Genomic DNA, 19,517 nt, shown 5'->3' on the forward strand with positions numbered 1-19,517 from the left:
GCGTCTTTAAATTTATTGATATTCAAAGTTTATGTGCTTTAATGGGACCTCCGGTCCCGATACACCGAGAAAAGCATCGTGAGGCGCATGTCCGCACCTTTCTTTCCCCCAGGCCGAAAGATGTTTCTATTTTATCTTTCGGCATAAGGGCAACTTAGGTTGCTGCCTGCGCTATAGCTTGGCCGCAACCTAGTTTTCTAATGGAGCGTGTGGAACAGAGGGCGAAAAAGACCGGCAACTGTTTCCATCATTGAGATACCCAAATGTTGCACCTAAACGGTATAAAGGAATCTAAGGCCATTGCCTGCGCTTACGCTTGCCACTGGCCAAGATTCCCTAATGCCGGTCCGTCCGTCGTTCCACAAAGCGGCCGTAAAAACTTCTATGCGGGGAAAGAAGAGAGCGGCATGGCCCGCGATGTTTTTCTCATGCTTTTCTCCTGATAAACAAAACGGCCACGGCTAGCGCAACAATCGTAATGATCCCGTAGAACACGATAAATCCCCAAAATGGGTTCTCTGGACTCTGCTGAGAGAACAGCCCGTTCTGATTTAGAAACACAACGGTTATGACATTAAATGGATTAATGCAATTTAATAGCTGGAGCCATCCGTACAGCGGGTGTGTGCTGATAGGGTGGACCGCTGCTCCGGTTTGGCTGGCGATTTGCAATAAATCCTTTTGCATGGAATCGTACAGAAGTCCACTGATTAAGAAAATCAAGCCGCTAAACGCAAATACGAGCAAATAGGTGGTTACAGTTGCCGCCCCTGTTCGTTTCATAATCGTCGATATGCACAGACCAACCGCCCCTATGGCGAGCATGGTGATCAGGTACACAGCGAAAATTTTGATAAACTGACCGGGCGATGTTCCGCCAAATAACAGGACCATGCTGTAAAGCGGAATCGACGATAGAACAAGGAGAATCATAAAGCTAAGCGAACTGAGCCATTTGCCGAGTATAATCTGCACACCGGAAAGATTGGTGGTCAACAAAAGGGGAAGGGTTTGGCGTTCCCTTTCGCCGCTAATTGCTCCTGCTGTCAAACCTGGTGTTGCCAGGATAATTAAGGCGTACTGCATGACAGAAAGGATAACAAAAATGATCTTTCCATTGGATGAATAATAGGAATTCTTGTTCGCTGCCTGCATAAACAAAATACTAAAAATGACGATGCCCAATGCAGCGAGGTACAGTGTAATGATCCAGGGTGTTTTTTTGGAACGCATGCGAACACGAAGCTCTTTGCCAAGTACTGGATTTGCTACACAGTGTATTAAATCGTTCATGAGCCGGCTCCTTTCGTAATTTCAAGAAATAGATCCTCAAGATTGCCTTCAGTTTCACCAAATGAGACGATAGGGAATCCATCAGCAAGCAGGCCTGCCAGTAGCGTTGCCTGCTCCTCATCCGTTCCTGTAAAACTGGCGATGATAAAGTCATCCTCACGCACAGCATTCGCTACACCACGGGTCGAGCGAAGACGGTTTACCAAGGAATCCCATTGGTCAAGCAGCCGTATTTTGAGCATTTTTTGGCTGTGCATTTTATGGTGAATCTCATTTACCTTGCCGGAAGCAACGAGCTCACCTGCTTCGATAATCCCGATTTCATCGCACATCTCAGCCAGCTCGGGCAGAATATGGGAGCTGATAATTATTGTTTTACCGGCATTGCCCAGCGTCTTGATAATTTCTCTCATCTCAATCCGTGCCCTTGGATCAAGTCCGGATGCAGGTTCATCTAGGATAAGAACCTCAGGGTTGTGAACAAGAGCACGCGCTAGTCCCAGACGCTGCTTCATGCCGCGGGAAAGCATATCGACATATCCATCTTCTTTTTGGGTCAAATGGACAAGTTCAAGCATTTGCGGAATGATTTTTTCCCTTTCTGTTCTGGATAGTCCATAGCTGGCTCCATAGAAATCCAAATACTCATAGACGGTTAAATTATCGTACACGCCAAAGAAGTCTGGCATATAGCCAATCAGCCGTCGAACCTCCTTTGGACTTTTAACGCAATCATAGCCCCCAATTTTAGCTGAGCCGCTGGTTGGCGCAATAAGGGTAGCCAGAATGGACATGGTGGTTGTTTTTCCTGCACCGTTGGGGCCAACAAAACCATAGATACAACCTTTTTCGATATCAAGTGAAAGATTGCGTACAGCAGCATGATTTTTGTATGTTTTATGAAGATTATTAATCTTGATCATTTGTTTCCTCCCATTTCCGGAAGCCCGATGCGGGATTCAACGAGTGTTAACCGGTATCCGTTATACGCTTTTCCCGCCATATCTAAAGCGTACGGATGCTGGTCCGTCCATCCGAATATCCGAAGCAAAGGATGCTCATCAGTGTTGGAAGATTCAGTGTTGTATAACAAATTTAGCATGCGGCCTTGTCGAGACTGCAAGGACTGGCTGTCTTTCGTACCAAGCGAAGATGGCAGAAGCTGGGCAACATCCGAAAGCTTATCAGAAGCCGGTTGCTTGCTGTTGGTGTTATCAGTTGGCAGGTTAACCTGAATCTCTGCTCCAGGCGCTAAAACAGGAATGGATTGGCAGGCTACGCCATATACAAGCCGCACATCGTGAAGAGTGTAAATCGTATTGTTGCGAACGGTCCCGGTAATCCGGCTTGTTCCTGTTATTAGCGAAGCATAAAAGTTGCCTGTGTTGTCAATGCGGTCTGTTACAAAAGCTTTGTGAAGCGACCAAAAACTCGTTTTTGGAAATAAGATGCTGGATTTTTGCTGCCCCAGAGTTACGGTTGCTCCTTCAGTTTCATCCCGCTGGCTGTTGGCATTTTCGTTTACAGGGAACAGGTTGATGGCTTTATGGATCTGCATCGTATAGTCTCCTCCAGTCGGCACGACGAAAGAACTGGCTGATTCCAAATCCGCGCTTCCGTTGTTCGTTATATGAAGGATGTCAACACTCTGCAGAAGCACCTTGCTCCCATGCTGCCATTTGCCATATCCAAAAATAAGCAAGGCCGTGATAACAGCAGCAGTCGGCACAGCAGTCCACGTCCACCCCTGCCTTTTTTGTTTTTTCAATACATAATATAAAAGAGGGCCAATCACCAAGATATAGGCAATAAAAAGCAGGATAAGAAAGGGAAGACTGGGCCGGTCTATGCCTGGTATATAGGAAGCGATATCAGCTAATTGATAGGCATTTTCCATCACCGGTACGCGAGTGTGCTTACCTTGGGCGAAAGCTTCGTTGACCTTTTTCCAAGCAGCCGCCCCCGATGTTTGGTCCACCGTAACCATAACTCCACCGTGGGCTATCCACTGTTTGATCCATTTCTTCTGTTCGGAATTTAACAGGCTGTACTGTTTGTTCGTTATCAGAAGGCCGTCGAGGCTGGAATTATAAGACGGATCCGTTGGGATATCCTCGGCAGACAACTGGACTGGAGCCGTGGAAGGTCCCTGTTTTATAGATGGCTGTGTCTGGAGCAGGTTAGATACTGTCGATTTGTCCGCAAGCATTCCTGCCAGAAAATCTGCCGGAACACCGGATGCTGTCAACGGTTGTTTGTTGGCAACTCCTCCACCTACAACCCACTCAGCAATCGATGAATTGATCGTACTATTAAATTGGCCGGTGATAGGGAAAATCACCTGTCTTGTCTCACCGCCTTGTAATGTCAAAGGCTTTATATAGGTTGCATTCAGACTGGAATGATTGCGCAGAACAAGTTTTAATGAGCCAGCCGCCGGCTTCGTCCCGTTGTTCGTAAGGGTGATCCTGATAGGCAGTTTCGCATCCCATTTATACTGCCCGTTAAAACCTACGCTTGTTTTCATCTGGACAAGATTTGTAGCATCCGCCCACGCCGCAGGAAACTGGATCATGATAAAGGCAGCGAGAAGGGCGATAGATAGCAGCAAGCGTATGAGTCTCCCTAATTTCTGTTTTGTCATGTCTTTGATCAACTCCTTGTTTCTCCCATAGTCCATTTATTTAGCCGCCTGTTCCAGCGCCAGCAGATGTTTTTCTGCCTCTGCCCGGTCCATCCCATAATAATGGAGTGCATTGGCATTATCGACAATGCGCAGGTGCCCTGTAAGAATGTGAGACTGCAGGGTGTAGGCAGCACCGGCTTTTTCATCTTTCCACCAGACGCGATGGCCTGATGATTTGTAGCGGGCTTTCATTTTTGCCTCTTGAATCCACTCCAGTGAATCTTCAGTTGGTGTAGCGTCGATACCATGGAAGGCAATCAAATCGAGAATCTCAACAATGGATTCGCCAAACAAGGCCTGTACGATCTCACTATTTCGAAATAATAATCCTACCAGGGCGGCCGCTGTGAAGCCAAGCGTCTTTCGGTCTTTCTCGACCTGTACGAGGGTTTTTTTGGAAATACCAATGGCGTCGGCTAGCTGCTCCTGATTTAACCGGGCCTCTGTGCGAATGAGTCGAAGCTTCTCCGAAATCATTCTATCGAACGTTTGTTTTGTAAACTGCGGGGTATTTTTCCCATTCATGTTTATCTCCTTTCTTCATAATTGGTGGAAAAATGAATCGTATAGTGTAAATTTACACTATACAAGGAAAAAGTCAATAATTTTTTGCGTAGAAAAACATCGTGAGGCGCATGTCCGCACCTTTCTTTCCCCTTGTGGAGCGTGTGGAACAGAGGGCGAAAAAGACCGGCAACTGTCTCCGTCATTGCGATACCCAGATGTTTTCCGGTCCGAACGTCGTTCCACAAAGCGGCCGTAAAAGCTTTTATGAGGGGAAAGGAGAGAGCGGCATGGCCCGCGATGTTTTCCTTTGCCACAAAAAAACCTGACTATAAAAGTCAGGTTTCTTATTTATGCACCATGCGGGGTGGCTGCAGCACGGCTTTACTGCCTCGATACCCACGGCTGTTAAGAAAGAAGAAGCGGGCGTATAAGGAGGAGGATCGGATTAGCTTTCCGGCAATTTGCTTAACCATTGGCTGTCGTCCAACTTTTCCATCGGAAAGATACAAACCCAGGAGCCCGTCAATAATCATATTGTGGAATTTTTGATCAGGCAGGAGGGATGCACCTTCCTTTGCCTGATCCACAATGAATTTCAGGCGGTTGAAGGTTTCTTCCTGACCGGAGTAATAAGCGATAAAATTTAAATCGCCTCCCAGCTCATCCTCCTCCAGATCAATCAGGTAATCAAGCAGAATATGCAAGGAACAAATCCAGGGAAAATAGGAATTGGCAATGCGATAGATGCGCTCGCCGCTTGTGTTTTCAAGGGAAGCTACCTGAAATAGATGAAAAATACCAATGGTGGACCCTGAAGCGGCAGCGAACTCATTCCACTTAAGCGTGGGGGGAACGGTGGACTTATTGGTTTGCCACCAGTTTAACAAGCGTTCCTCACGAAGCGAAGGGTCTACATGCTTGTGAATTTGCAGCTGGCAGTACAAAGAACAAAGTTGAATGACCGGTTCTTTAACAGATCGATAATGAGGGAGTTTATGAAGCTCTTCCTGTACGGTCCGAACGAGATCCGTTAAATAGCCGCCGTCATTTTTTTCCTGGTTAAACGCATAGTAGTCTAACTGAGGGGGGTAAGCGACACCGCATCCAGCATCGACTGGTGGAGCCGTTCAAAGTTATTCCCATTTAAAGAAGTGGACCTGTCGCAGAGGTTGTCCAGGTAGTCGCTTATTGTCTGGTAGGCGACGATAAGCCGGATTAACGAATGCCTGTATGGCATGCTTGCTGCGGCATAGACACAGCCGCCCTCGCAGTGAAAAGCTTTGTTTTCTATACTGGAAAGCGCCTGGGCGCGAAGTTCCGGATCCGGAATTTGTTCAGCCCGCTTACGCCAACTTTGTAACTCGCTTTTAACAGTTGGAAATATGTATCGGTATAAACGATACATTAAGCGGATAGGTCCTGTCGGATGCATAGTTGTTCACACCTTTAGTTTGTTATGTCTCGTGTGTCTTAGTCTATGATAGTGCAACTCAAATGCGAATACAAGCAAAGCAGGCTGCCCCGGGCATCCGTTATCCATGCAACTTTGTCATGCACCGTTGCGTCATTATTTTAACTGAATCTAAGGAGGGCTAGAAATGGGGAAACAAATTCTTAAAAAATGGGTAGCGCTATCAGGTCTGTCTGCAGCTATATGGACAGGTTCAATGGCGTGGGTCCCGGTTCTTGCGGCAGATACAGCAGCCAACCGAGTACTGACAGTTTCCGGACACGGTGAGGTGCAGGTGGTTCCTGACGTTGCCTATATTCAATTGGGACTTGTGCATACAGCACCCACTGCAAAGCAGGCCCAGCAGGAGAACGCCTCCGGTTTCACGAAAATCGTGAATGTCTTAAAGGGGTTACATATTCCCGACAAAGACATCCAGACAGTCCGCTATTTCACTTCTCCAGATTATTCATTTGATGGCAACAAACAAACGCTGAAAGGTTATCAGGTGGAACAAATTATCCAAATCACGTACCGCGACTTAAACAATATTGGCACAATTCTTGATAAGACAACAGCCGCAGGGGTTAATCGGGTGGACAATGTACAGTTTGGTTCAGAGAAATTAAATGACTATGAGCAGCAGGCGCTTGCACGGGCAATTGCAAATGCAAAGGAAAAAGCAGCAGGGCTGGCTAAGAATGCAGGTGTTAAGCTGCAGAGTATCATCCAGATAAATGAGGGGACCAGCCAGCCGCTGCCTATCTCCCCTGGTGTCGTAATGGGTGGGGGAGCAGGCATCAGCGATGCAAAGCCAATCACCCAGGTATTCCCGGGCCAGCTCAAAGTGCAAGATACCGTAACATTGACGTACGCGTTTAATTGAATCCATATTTTTGGACAGGCAAAGCCAAAGGCCTGTCCTTTCTTCCTGCATGAAAAGTACAAAAATACTGCGTAGTAATTTAAATAAAAAAATCAAAACAAGTAACAAAAAAGATAAACTTAGTTCCTGTAAACTGCAAGCAAAAAATGTGTTGAATATGAAAGAAAAGGGGAAAATAATGTAGTATGATTTAAGAAACCCATTTTTTGCTGTTTGCAACAATTAGGAGAAGGGAGTTTGTTTATGATCAACCACACTAAAGCAATAGACGAGCTATCGATTGCCACGCTGCGCACTTTATCCATTGACCAGGTAGAAAAGGCCAATTCCGGCCATCCAGGACTTCCAATGGGTGCGGCTCCTATGGCATACGTGCTGTGGACCCGGTTTATGAGGCATAATCCGGCGAATCCCCACTGGTTTAACCGGGACCGTTTCGTACTGTCAGCTGGACATGGTTCCGCCCTATTATACAGTCTCCTGCATGTTAGCGGATATGATGTGACGGTGGAAGATTTAAAGAATTTTCGACAGTGGGAAAGCCGTACGCCCGGGCATCCAGAGGTTGGTTTTACACCCGGCGTAGACGCAACAACAGGACCGCTGGGACAAGGTATCTCCATGGCAGTGGGAATGGCAATGGCTGAAAGATTTCTGGCCGCTACATATAACCGGGAGGGTTTTCCGCTGGTTGATCACTACACGTATTCATTGTGTGGGGATGGCGACCTAATGGAGGGTGTGTCGGCTGAAGCTGCATCGCTAGCCGGCCATTTAAGGCTGGGCCGGTTAATCGTTTTATATGATTCAAATAATATCTCTTTGGATGGAGAAACAAAACACTCCTTCACTGAAAATGTTGCAAAACGCTTTGAAGCTTATGGCTGGCAGGTGCTGCGTGTAGAAAATGGCAATGACCCAGAGGAAATACAGCGCGCGATTTCTGAAGCACAGCAGGAGAAATCCAAACCTACCATTATAGAAGTCAGGACGATTATTGGATACGGAAGCCCTAACAAAGGGGGCAAGTCGGTAGCGCATGGTTCACCCCTAGGCGCGGAAGAAGTTGAGCTTGTGAAAAAAGCCTATAACTGGGACAATGATTTGTTCCATGTTCCTGAGGAAGTGCGTGATTATTTCGGTAAACTCAAAGAGCAAGGAGCCAACGAAGAAGCGGCGTGGGATAAGATGTTTCAGGATTACAAACAGAAATATCCCCAAGACGCTGTTCTTCTGGAAAAATCGTTAAAGGGTGAACTCCCGGATAACTGGGATGCAAACCTTCCTGTATTTAAACCGGAAGATGGCAAGATTGCGACAAGGGATGCTTCCGGAAAAGCGATTAATGCCATCGCTAAATCCGTTCCTTTTTTCCTGGGCGGCTCTGCTGATCTCGCATCTTCCACTAAAACTAATATAAAAGATGAGCAAGTCTTTACCTATGAGGGATATAAAGGCAGAAACATTTGGTTCGGTGTACGGGAGCATGGCATGGGCGCTGCAATGAATGGTATGTCGCTGCACGGCGGTGTGAAAGTGTTTGGCGGAACGTTTTTCGTATTCTCGGATTACCTGCGTCCTGCTATTCGCCTTGCAGCTCTAATGAAACAGCCTGTCATTTATGTGTTCACACATGATAGCATCGCAGTCGGAGAAGATGGGCCTACGCATGAACCAATTGAGCAGCTTCCATCCCTGCGCACAATGCCAGGCCTTACCGTGATGCGCCCGGCTGATGCGAATGAAACAATGGCAGCTTATCACTATGCTCTAAGTGGAAGTGAAGGCCCGGTTGCGATGGCTTTATCACGCCAGGGGCTGCCTGTACTTGAAAATACGGCCGAAATGGCGCGTCAAGGTGTGGCCAAAGGCGCATATATTGTATCGGATTCCAACGGGGAACCGCAACTTCTTCTGCTTGCGACCGGTTCAGAAGTACACCTGGCGGTAGAAGCGCAAAAGAAACTCGCTGCACAAAACATTTCTGCCCGCGTGGTGAGCATGCCAAGCTGGGAGTTATTTGAGAAGCAACCGCAGGCATACAAGGATTCAGTTTTACCTCCTAACGTGAAGGCACGCCTGGCGATCGAAATGGCCGCACCATTCGGCTGGGAGCGTTATGTAGGTGACAGCGGAAAAATTATTGGCATCCCGACATTTGGCGCATCTGCTCCGGGGGACCGTGTAATGAAAGAATACGGATTTAGTGTGGAAAATGTCGTTGCGAAGGCAACCGAGCTTCTATCCCGCTAAAACACTGCTGTAGCAAACGGGGCTGCTTCGTATAAAATGCGAGCGGTGCCCGTTTTTTTAAGTGGATAGGAAAGTATATACGTATCCTATCCACATAAGAGCAACTAAGGCTGTCGACCTTCGCCTGCGGCTTGGCGTCAGCCAAGTTTTCTAATAAAAAAGGAGTGAATGGTCTTGCGGTTATTTACAGGTATTACCCTTTCCAAGCAGGCTCAAGACGCAGTATCGAAGGCTCAGGAGACGCTCCGTTCGGCTGTTCACTGCAGCAAGTGGCAGTCCATAAAAACACTGCATATCACACTTCATTTTCTGGGAGAATGTGAAGAAGGGCGTATTGCTGGAATTCAGGAATCCCTTAGAGCAAATATCGAGAAGTTTCCACCCTTCTCGCTGTCAATTGGGCCGCTTGGCATTTTCGGCCGCCCTTCGTCACCCAGGGTATTATGGCTCGGGCTACAGGGAGATGTATCGATGCTACAAGACATTCAGAAACATACGGCAGAAGTTCTGCGCAAGCTTGGTGTCTATGATGAGAATAAACCCTATCACCCGCATCTCACACTGGGGCGCGAGGTTAAGGATGATTTTAATTTATCCGAGGCACAGCAGCTAGTAGGGGAGTTTTCGTCAGTAGCCTGGCAAGTAGACCATATCTGTCTGTTTAAATCGGAACTGTTAAGAACCGGGGCAGTTCACACTGTGATCGGGGAATACCAGCTTCAAGATCAAGCTTAAACTAGATAAAAAGGGGAGGATCGGTTGACAAAGACTCGGGGAGTTATTTTTGACATGGACAATACGCTTCTGCGATCATCCATTGATTTTGCCGGAATGAAAAAGGCTGTGGCTGATTTGCTTATTGCACGTGGCCGTTTGCATGTTAATATGGATATTTCAAGCTACACCACATCACAGATTATTGAGTTTGCCAGGGTAAATCAACCTTTTACACGTGAACTCGATCGAGAAGTGTGGGAAACGGTAGAACGGTTTGAAAAAGCGGGGATGGAAGGAGCGGTACTAGAGGATCATGTAACGACCATACTTGCACAGCTTGCTCCAGATTTTGCTTTATCGGTCTTAACCAACAATGCCAGGAGCGCAGCCTGCAAAGCGCTGGAAGAAACAGGAATTACCAGTTATTTTAACCTTATTGCCGGAAGAGAACAAATGACAGCGTTAAAACCTTCGCCGTCTGGGGTCCATTATATTCTGCGGGAACTGTCCGGCATCCCCCTATCAAGCTGGGTCCTTATCGGTGATTCTTGGATAGATGGGAAAGCTGCGGGTGATGCGGGCATCCCTTACATTTCTTATAAAGCGAGTGCGGATGACTTGCGCATGAGGGGAGTGACAGCGGCAGCCAATATGGATTCATTTCTTGAAATACCTGAAAAATTGGCTTTGTTATAGCTTGTTCATTGTAAGAGCCTGGTGAAGCGGAATTAATATAAGCCCTCTGCTAAGAGGGCTTATATTAATTCCTGTATTTTGTATAAAGTTAGGCGGTTTCAATAAATTTGCGCTTTAAATAAGACTCGATCACTTGACTCACGGCAAATGCGGTATGGGCAATATCGCCATTGGCAAAAGCGTGCTCGCATTTGTGCATATATTCCATGACATGATCATAGTGAATCAGCTGGCGGGCGATTACGTCGTCCGAGTATCCTCGTTGTCTCTGCCTCTTCGTTATCGTATCCACATCGGCATGAATAAACAGCCGGACAAGTGAATCTCCATACTTTTCTTTCATGAGGTCCGCACCATAGCGGTTCAAAATCATATACACAAGGCCATATTTTTGAAGTTTATCGTCAACCTCTTGTTCCTTGATGCCATGGAGGATGCCGTCAAGTTCCAGTATCTCGACAAATTCGTTTTTCTTTTTCGCCTCTGCAAATTGTTCGCGGCTAATGAAATGGTAATCCTGGCCATCAACCTCTGCTGAGCGCCGAATCCGGGTCGTATAAGGGATGATTCGCTCCATACCAACAGTGGCGGCAACCATATCAGCAATCGTTTTTCTTCCTGCACCATATGGGCCGCTGAACACAAAAATCCTGGGGGTATCCGTTACGTTTGACAAAACGATCACCTCCATAGAGTAATACTTCAAATATATTTTAATATATCTGATTTGTCAATCTATTTGTTGAAAAAAAACAAAAATTGTAACGAATTATCTTGCTTGATTTTTGAACGCTTTCTCTGCATCTAACAGCTCTCTTAGCTGTCGAAAAATGGCGGCCATTTCATCCAGCCTCATTCTTACAAGCCCGCTTGTAGAAGGGGCGACAAATTCCATTATTCCGGGAATAACCGGATCGGCTTGAATGCCCCAGGGAAGAATGCGGCGTCCGCTATAGATCTGATAAACACCTTTACCAACGAAACAGACAGCTTTCGGCCGATAGCGCAAGATTTTTGCTCGCAGAATTTCTCTGCCTTCTTCATATTCCTCTTTCGTAACTTCCGCAGCGGTGCGCGTTGGCCTTGCTGCGATATTTGTAAATCCATATCCAAGATCAAGCATGGCATCATCTTCTTCGGGCTTATATTTACGTGGAGTAAAACCTGCTTCATACATAACCGTCCAAAATCGGTTGGATGGATTGGCGAAGTGATGTCCAACTTCGCTTGAGCGCACGCTTGGATTAAAACCAACAAAAAGCACTTCCAGATTTTCACGAATCCGATCCAGAATATATTCCATTTTGTCTGCCTCCTATGCCCTGATCGCAATAACTTTTGCCATGGACAGCCTCAATCGTAATGGCGTATCTTGTTTGCCATCAAATAATTGCTACTGCATGAAAATAATGAGAAACTATATATGGTAAAACTATAATCTTTCCGGCCGGGAGGAGCAACCACGTGGAGAAAAAGCCTTACCTCGCAAATGCCGTTGTAGGAAATTCTTCCTTTTTGGGCACTTTAGGGCAGAATGGCCGTCTGTATCGCTTGTGGTGGCCTCATATCGATTTTCCGCAGCATGTTGATGTTACAAGAGCGGCGATTATACCAGCCGCTTTAAAGGAGATTAGTTGGATTGATGAACCGCAAATGGGCTGGGAACATAAACAATCGTATCATGCTGACACCAATATTGTAGAAAGTATCGCAGCCCATCCTGGACTTAAACTGCAGGTGAAAACATTGGATTATGCTGTGCCAGATTCGGCTCATTATATTCGGCATTTTCATATAACCAACAGCGGCAGGGCTCCCTTCACTGGTCACTTTTTTTATTATTCATCTATGGAGATCATGGAGCACCCGCTTTATAACACTACTTTATTCGATGAAAAAGAGGACGCCCTCATCCATTTCCGCCGTGATTATGCCTTTGCTGTCGGCAGCAGCCGGATATGCGATGGATTTGGCTGTGGTGATGTATTAGCTAATATAAATGGCGGAAGACTGAATGGCTCATCCATAGCGATGGCCCCTTCAGGAGCTTTGAGCTGGAAACTGCATATGCAGCCCGGTGAAACCGTAAGCATACCGCTACTCCTCGCAGCAGGCCGCTCCATTCAGGAAGCCGCAGCCCAATTAGAGGAAGCGAAGTTAGCGGGTGCAGAACAGGCGTATGCCAAAACGGCCTCCTACTGGCGACATTATTTGGCGCCTCTTCCAAAGCCGAAAATCGCAGACAAGAAAGCAGCAGCTATTTACAACCGTTCGCTGCTGTTGTTTAAATTAATGGCCGATGATAAGACAGGCGCGGTAATTGCAGCACCAGAATTTGATGAGACCTTTTCTCAATGTGGCGGTTATGCCTATTGCTGGGGACGGGATGCCGCCTACATAACAACGGCTTTTGATAAAGCTGGCCTGACGGCTCTCAGCCGCAGCTTTTATTTGTGGGCGCTTGCCGCCCAGAGTGAAGATGGATCATGGCAACAGCGGCACTATCATGATGGACAGCTGGCTCCTTCGTGGGGGCTGCAAATCGATGAGGGTGGCTCAATCATCTGGGGCATGTGGCAACATTACTTGGCCGCACCAGATCGGGCATTTTTAGAACGGATATGGACAGCAGCAGCCAAAGGAGGCGAATTTTTGCTGTCTTATGTTGACAGCCATACCGGTCTTCCTAAGCCAAGCCGGGATCTGTGGGAAGAGCGAAACGGGGAACATACTTATTCGGCAGCAGCCGTATATGGAGGATTCATAGGTATATCCGCAATAGCCAGAGAGCTTGGTCATCTGGATGAGGCCGCCAAATGGCAAACGGCGGCAGAACAAATGAAACAGGCTGTGCTCTCAACTCTGTGGAATCCGGATCGAAAGGCATTTTACCGCGGAGCGAAGGTTGCTGTAGATAAAAAAACTAAGCCTTTCTGGGAAGAGCAGGGGATTGCAGTTCAGATAAAAAAGGGGTTGAAGGGGTACACCTATCTAGAAATCGAGCGGGATCCAGTTCTCGATATCAGCTTGCTGGGCTTAGCGGTTCCATTTAGCATGGTTGCGCCGGACAGTGAGTTCATGAAGCGAACAGCGGATGCCATAAAACATCATTTGACAGTCCCTGATGTTGGAGGAATTCTTCGGTATGAACATGATCAGTATATCGGCGGAAATCCCTGGATTTTAACAACGCTATGGTTAGCCCAATTCCTTCTAAAACAAGGAAATAGAGGGGAAGCTGTAAAGTTAATTCAATGGTGCGTGGAACATGCCACGGAGATGCAGCTGCTTCCAGAACAAATTGACAGGAAGACAGGAGAGCCTGCTTGGGTGGTTCCGCTAACATGGTCGCACGCGATGTTTGTTCTTACGGTTTGGATGATGCAGGAATAATGGATGAGAGGCGAGAACCGCATTACGGACTTTCTTACCATAATCACCGAAAATTCCTTCACAAAAATTACTACTGGGTGTTATGATTTAGGTGTGTTTCGATCGATCCATTACTATTTTCGTATTAGGTTAAGGGGAAGGGGTATAGTTGTATCATTCTGAAAAGTAACGATGGGGGACCTGAGTATGAGAATGACAATTGGCAAAAAGTTATTTACCGGTTTCGCTGCTGTGCTTATTCTGTTATGCATCCTGGCAGGGGTGAGCAATTACCAGATTTCTGTGGTTGACCATACGTACTCGAATTTAATTAGCGACCGTGCGAAAAAACTTATTCTGACAAAGGAACTGATGCAGCTTACGAGCCAGCAGTCTAAAGATATTCATGCTTATCTCCTGCTGGGCGATGAATCCCAGCGGTTAGATTATGAAAAGACCAAACAGCAAATTGACCTGCTCACACAACAATTGGATACAATCGTCACATTGGACAAGGCGAAAGCTATCCTATCAGATTTGAAAAACCTAAATCAGCAGTATGCCCAGATTAACAACCAGATAATCACGTATAAGAGGCAAAACAACCAGAGCTTATACATGCAGCTTATTTCGAGTTCAGGCGACACCATAGGGAAACAAATTATCAATAAAGCGGCGGAGATGGCTTCACTCCAGCAGAGTTTGCTGGACAGCGGGAGTGCGGATACATCGGTAACCGTGCATTCTATCGAATTGATCGTATTGATTATCAGCCTTATCACGTTAGTATTAGGCCTTATAATCGCTTACTATATTGGCCGCCTCATATCTAGGCCTGTAATAATTGTAGGTGAAGCGGCTAAGCAGATAGCCGACGGCAATTTATCAATAGTGGATATACAAGTAACAAACAAAGATGAAATAGGGGAATTAGCCGCTTCTTTTAATCTGATGAAGCTTAATCTCCGTCAACTTATTGAGCAAATACACCAGAGCTCTGAACAGGTGGCTGCTTCTTCCCAAGAGTTATACGCAGGTGCGGAGCAATCCTCTGAGGCTGCAAACCAGGTGGCAAGTTCTATTCAGGAAGTTGCCAGCGGGGCAGACACCCAAATGAAAGGCATGGAAGAAAATAAGAAGGCTATCGAGGAAAACGCCATTGGCATTCAGCGAATTGCGGAATCCACTTCGACTGTCTCCGAAATGACAATGGATGTGTTGAAAGAGGCGGAACAAGGAAACGAAGTAATTGGGAAAACAATCAAACAGATGAGTGCCATTCGTGCAGCTGTTGAGGATTCTGCCGCAGTCATCCATACGCTGGGACAGAGCTCAAATGAGATCGGGCTTATTATCGATACGATTAATGAAATCTCCGACCAAACCAATTTACTCGCTCTGAATGCTGCAATTGAGGCAGCGCGTGCCGGTGAACACGGCAAAGGTTTTGCGGTAGTGGCAGATGAGGTTCGTAAACTCGCGGAACAATCCAAGCAATCTACCGAAAAAATAGCCACACTTATTGAAGTGATACAGAACAATACGGAGAAGGCCATCGGTTCAATGGAAAGGGGCACCAGGGAAGTTGAATCTGGTACGGATGTGGTAAACGATGCAGGTCAGGCTTTTACACGAATCTTATCGTCGATCCAACAAGTTACGCAGGATATTCAGGAGATCTCAGCGGCAACAGAAGAGATGTCCGCCAGCACTGAACAGATTACGGCCTCCGTTGAACAGCTCGCGCAAGTATCTTCTGAAATATCGGTGAGCACGCAGGGAATTGCAGCCTCAACTGAGGAACAGCTAGCTTCAATGCAGGAGATTACGGCGTCAGCCGACTCTCTGAGCAAGCTATCGATGGAATTGCGGACGGAAGTTTCCAAATTCAAGATTTAGGAAAACCCCCTAGGAGCATGGCGGTCGCTCCTTCGGGGGCTTTTTTAGTTTAGTGGATAGGTAAGTATATACGTATCCTTACACATAAGCAACTAAGGCTGCCGACCTTCGCCTGCGGCTTGGGTCAGCCAAGGTTTCTAATGTCTAGCTTCTTTCTGCCTGCAAAACCGTCGTCCACTCCATGATAATGGCTAATTTGCGGCTCCCCCTGCTTCCAGCAGAGAAGCACTTCCTTATGATCCATCAGCGAAGGAAAATCAACAAGGCCAGGGTTTATCTCTTTTACTAGCACACCCGTTTCATGGATGGCGGAGAGATGTGCACGGGTTTGAATTTCCATAAACTCCAGGCCTGCTTCTTCCAGGAAGACATATTCTTCATAGTCTTGCGGTTTTTCACCCTGTACATACCGCTTCTTATAATCATTCATAGCGTGATATTTCTTCGCGAACTCATATTGAATGTCCTGCACACTTTCAATTGCCTCTTTAATTTGGGGCAGCAGATTATTCGCCTCATCAAGGGTAAAGTACCTTTTCACTGTCTACCACACTCCTTGCCTGTATTATACAAAAAAATGATCCGTGTTCTCCACCCAACAGCCCATTCTTTATTAAAGGGGTGTGAAATAAAAGCCTTCATCCACATCGGTGATCGTAAAGGGTTCCCCGATTGAGAAACGGGTTTTATAGGAAACGGTGAGCTCTGTCAAACTTTTATATCCTGTTACAATGGCCCGGCCGCCGCTTGCGCCTATGATTATCTTTCCAATAAACGAGGGAGCGAGCGGAAGGGGAGTGTCAGATCGAACCGTGTTTTTTGTGCTTGCTGTGACTTTACCCTTTGATAGAATAAAGGAATCTTGTAACCATATTTGTGCCGTTTTTCCTGTCTGTTCTATGCGGGAAACCGGGTAAATGGAACTTTTACCGGTAGGTAAGGAGGCGATTTTTATGTAACGGATAGGGCGGGCTGAAAAATTTTCAGGCACTGTACAAGTGAAGCGCTCCCCTAAACGATCAAGTTTTTCAATGGTATGCCAGGCCGTTTGTTTACCCTCAATTGTTTGCCCTGAATACTGCATGGTACTTGCCTGAATGCAGGCTGATGAAAGAAGTTCCCCTGTTTTATCCGTTCGGATCCAGCCGCAACGGCCATAAATGTGCCACTCGCCAAACCGTGTGCGAATGGTCATTCTTTGAAATACCGGGCTATAAGCCCAGAAATCCAGATTCCCATCGGCAAGGAGAATACAAAAAGCAATAACCTGACAGCCTCGCGTAAACAGGCGGTGGACGTCAACTACACCATCTTCATCAGTCTTATCATTAAACGTTTGAATAACAGAAGCAAATTGCTTTTGCGGCCGGCTGCTTCTAATGATGAGCATGGGGCGCCTTTGGCTTCCTTCAAGGCTTGGATAAATTCCACTAAAAATTCGATCGGATAAATCACAGATATGAAACAGCTTGAGTTTATGCTGCTGGAAAGATTTCCATTCGGCTGCAAACGTGTTAAGAAGCGGCCTATACTCCTGCACATTAAAAATAAAGCCGTAGCCATTATTTATTTCAGGTGTCCAGCCCTGCGCCCGCTCTCCACTTAGTAGCGGAGTGAAGGTTTCGCCGGCTGTCAGGCGCTCACCAAAGCTTTTTCCCGGCTCGTCAAAGTACGGCTTCTTGCCTTTGTAATCAACCCCGGCTAATGTCCAGTATTTATTACCCACTACGTCTGTGTGGTATAGACTTAGCGTACTGTTCTCCTGAAAGGCGTGAAAGGCGTAATCGCTTGCTTGCGCACCATCAGCATAAAAAAAATCGACCAGATAAGGCGAAGTGTTTGGCAGACAGGCCATACCCAGCATTCGCTGATAAGCGTCGATACCGTAGAGCTCAACGGCTTCTCCCTCAATGGCACAGACCGAATCAGATTCATACAGGGTAAGCAGGCTGCCCCCGGAGAAGGGTTTGTAAATTTGACCACGTCTTACTTCCTGATCCTGATTTACCACCAGCGTATTGTGTGCGATTGCGCGCGTGCCCCAGCCATAATGGCCATTGGTTCCGTAGATCGCATAGCCGATATCTGCTGAGATTTCTTTGCCGTGCGCATAGTAGGTAAATCCAAGGGCATCATCGTGACTGTGCGTCATATTTGCGCCTGTTCTCATCAGAATCGTTTGACTATCGGGGCCACGCAGGATGTTAATGCCAGCCTGCCCTAGAATAACGGCCCGAGACGGTGGAGTATATACTGCAGTTCTATCTGAAGCTGGATGGGGAAAAAATAAATCCAGTCCTGCGCTGCCAAGTCTATTATCTATAAGGGGATACACTTTGAGCATGCTATCGAGAGCTCTTTGTTTAATAGAAGGGTTTGTTGAGAAAAGATAAAACTGAAGCGCTGAACGGTAAACGGTCTCAAGCGCCCTAGCATCAGGCTGAGTAGAATCCCCCATATCTCTTCCCCAATCTCCATATGCGGGAAGGTGCCCCTGACACAGCATCTGCAGCGGATTTTCTACGCAAAATTTGAAGAAACGGGCAGTGTTGAACGGGTGAAATGATTCAAGTTGTTCTTTGGATGATGCATTCATAGCAAATAAAGCAATATCCGTAAGCATGGTGATGACAGAAATGGAGTAACCGTACGAGCCCTCGAAATACATGCCATCCCTGCCTATTGCATTATACAAGTAAGCTTCAGCCCCGTTGATGCCCCATTTTTTATAAGTATCAGATTTAAGTACATGACCTACAGCTAACATGGCGCGCACACCATCTGCTTCATGGTTATGCAGGCCAGTCAGCCTGCCACCATCGAGGTTATACTCCGGTCCACCAGGCTCTGTCAGCAAATAATCATGGAGCATGTTTTCAATATTGGTGCGCATCGTTTCCGTTCCTCCCAGTTGAAGCAGGGCAGGCGATACACCGTCAAGCTCTTCAAGATCATACAACCAGTCGTAATCGTGTGCCAGAAATACTTTCACTCTATACACAACACTTGTTAGCAGATGCAGGCGGCCCATCTCCTGTTTACTGCCAAACGGGGTAAAATCCCTTGGGCCAATCGTACCCGGATAGATCGCGGCAAAAGCGTCCAATATAACGAGCGCCTTTTGGGCGTAGACAAGTTCGCCAGTGATCATATAGAGATACACCAACCGCGTAACCATGCCTTCGTGATCCCGTACTCCGCCGAGCAGCTGGCCAGCTGTGTAAAAGTTCCACATTCCGATTAAATAGTATGGTTTGCCATCAAGCATGTGCCCATCCCCGCTGTCAGGGAAACGATCATTGGGAAAGGTCATCTGGCAGTTCAAACAGGTAAATTGTTGATGAGGATAACTTGCAAACATCTTCGCCTGTTTGTCAGGTGCAATAGGAAAGGTTTGCTTGCAATTCGGACAGCCGTTTATGCCATAGGCGAAAACTTGATCCTTCATGCGCAGGATACAAGCGTACAGCTTCTCGTCATCGAAAGTACTGATAAATGCATCGCACTCAGCCTTTATTCTGGAATAGGCGCCTTTGGCCCAGGTGAGACTTTTAATGTTTTTCCTCGCGATATCTGCATGTTTCAAACTGAAATAAAAGCCTGTTTTAGGTGCCAACTTCCATCCCCTCCTCTCGTAACAATGCCCGCCAATCAATGGATTTCTACTATAACTATACGCTATCGAGTGCCAAACCATTAAAAAGTTTTACCGATTATTTATGACTTCATCGGTAATCATTGATTCAAATTCAAAAGGA

Annotated in this window: 14 protein-coding genes and 1 pseudogene; 6 read left to right on the forward strand and 9 right to left on the reverse strand. The window is 46.7% G+C overall.

The features are described from left to right. Positions 1-426: 426 nt before the first annotated feature. The 5 genes and pseudogenes from PP175_RS11900 to PP175_RS11920 all read right to left on the reverse strand — a co-directional run bounded on the left by PP175_RS11900 (position 427) and on the right by PP175_RS11920 (position 5,918). Entirely contained in the window at positions 427-1,293 is an 867-nt protein-coding gene (locus PP175_RS11900; protein ID WP_272443002.1) for an ABC transporter permease, read from the reverse strand. Next, on the reverse strand, positions 1,290-2,216 hold the full coding sequence (locus tag PP175_RS11905) for an ABC transporter ATP-binding protein (protein ID WP_272443003.1): 927 nt from the start codon (positions 2,214-2,216) through the stop codon (positions 1,290-1,292). The genes PP175_RS11900 and PP175_RS11905 overlap by 4 nt, the downstream gene beginning before the upstream one ends. Next, the gene (locus PP175_RS11910) at positions 2,213-3,937 is read right to left on the reverse strand and encodes a hypothetical protein (RefSeq protein ID WP_272443004.1); all 1,725 of its coding nucleotides are present in this window, start codon (positions 3,935-3,937) and stop codon (positions 2,213-2,215) included. The genes PP175_RS11905 and PP175_RS11910 overlap by 4 nt, the downstream gene beginning before the upstream one ends. A gap of 36 nt (positions 3,938-3,973) precedes the next feature. Continuing rightward, the gene (locus tag PP175_RS11915) at positions 3,974-4,504 is read right to left on the reverse strand and encodes a helix-turn-helix transcriptional regulator (protein WP_272443005.1); all 531 of its coding nucleotides are present in this window, start codon (positions 4,502-4,504) and stop codon (positions 3,974-3,976) included. A 326-nt stretch (positions 4,505-4,830) separates the two neighbouring features. Then, positions 4,831-5,918, reverse strand: a pseudogene (locus PP175_RS11920) (tetraprenyl-beta-curcumene synthase family protein). 166 nt (positions 5,919-6,084) lie between these two features. Here PP175_RS11920 and PP175_RS11925 point away from each other — a divergent pair. From PP175_RS11925 to PP175_RS11940, 4 genes are all read left to right on the forward strand, one after another. Next, complete coding sequence (locus PP175_RS11925; RefSeq protein ID WP_272443006.1) at positions 6,085-6,822, forward strand: SIMPL domain-containing protein; 738 nt, start codon at positions 6,085-6,087, stop codon at positions 6,820-6,822. A 243-nt stretch (positions 6,823-7,065) separates the two neighbouring features. After that, positions 7,066-9,075, forward strand: a complete 2,010-nt coding sequence (gene tkt / locus PP175_RS11930) for a transketolase (protein WP_272443007.1) — start codon at positions 7,066-7,068, stop codon at positions 9,073-9,075. 174 nt (positions 9,076-9,249) lie between these two features. Further along, on the forward strand, positions 9,250-9,810 hold the full coding sequence (gene thpR / locus PP175_RS11935) for an RNA 2',3'-cyclic phosphodiesterase (RefSeq protein WP_272443008.1): 561 nt from the start codon (positions 9,250-9,252) through the stop codon (positions 9,808-9,810). A gap of 24 nt (positions 9,811-9,834) precedes the next feature. After that, positions 9,835-10,488, forward strand: a complete 654-nt coding sequence (locus PP175_RS11940; RefSeq protein ID WP_272443009.1) for an HAD family hydrolase — start codon at positions 9,835-9,837, stop codon at positions 10,486-10,488. Between the two features lie 88 nt (positions 10,489-10,576). Here PP175_RS11940 and PP175_RS11945 read toward each other — a convergent pair whose 3' ends face one another. Both PP175_RS11945 and PP175_RS11950 read right to left on the reverse strand, forming a co-directional pair. Further along, positions 10,577-11,164: a guanylate kinase gene (locus PP175_RS11945; protein WP_272443010.1), complete on the reverse strand. Its 588-nt coding sequence runs from the start codon at positions 11,162-11,164 to the stop codon at positions 10,577-10,579. 93 nt (positions 11,165-11,257) lie between these two features. After that, positions 11,258-11,791, reverse strand: coding sequence for a mismatch-specific DNA-glycosylase (locus tag PP175_RS11950; protein WP_272443011.1), 534 nt, complete (start codon positions 11,789-11,791; stop codon positions 11,258-11,260). A 161-nt stretch (positions 11,792-11,952) separates the two neighbouring features. On the opposite strand from PP175_RS11950, the gene PP175_RS11955 reads away from it, so the two are divergent. After that, positions 11,953-13,881, forward strand: coding sequence for a glycoside hydrolase family 15 protein (locus tag PP175_RS11955; protein WP_272443012.1), 1,929 nt, complete (start codon positions 11,953-11,955; stop codon positions 13,879-13,881). A 186-nt stretch (positions 13,882-14,067) separates the two neighbouring features. Next, positions 14,068-15,759 carry a methyl-accepting chemotaxis protein gene (locus PP175_RS11960; protein WP_272443013.1) on the forward strand — a complete coding sequence of 564 codons (1,692 nt, stop codon included), beginning with the start codon at positions 14,068-14,070 and terminating at the stop codon, positions 15,757-15,759. Positions 15,760-15,883: 124 nt separating this feature from the next. On the opposite strand, the gene PP175_RS11965 is transcribed toward PP175_RS11960, so the two are convergent. Together PP175_RS11965 and PP175_RS11970 are read right to left on the reverse strand one after the other, a co-directional pair. Beyond that, positions 15,884-16,300: a DUF2203 domain-containing protein gene (locus PP175_RS11965; protein ID WP_272443014.1), complete on the reverse strand. Its 417-nt coding sequence runs from the start codon at positions 16,298-16,300 to the stop codon at positions 15,884-15,886. A gap of 72 nt (positions 16,301-16,372) precedes the next feature. After that, complete coding sequence (locus PP175_RS11970; RefSeq protein WP_442870441.1) at positions 16,373-19,456, reverse strand: heparinase II/III domain-containing protein; 3,084 nt, start codon at positions 19,454-19,456, stop codon at positions 16,373-16,375. Positions 19,457-19,517: the final 61 nt, after the last annotated feature.

Source organism: Aneurinibacillus sp. Ricciae_BoGa-3, from assembly GCF_028421645.1.
GTDB lineage: Bacteria > Bacillota > Bacilli > Aneurinibacillales > Aneurinibacillaceae > Aneurinibacillus_B.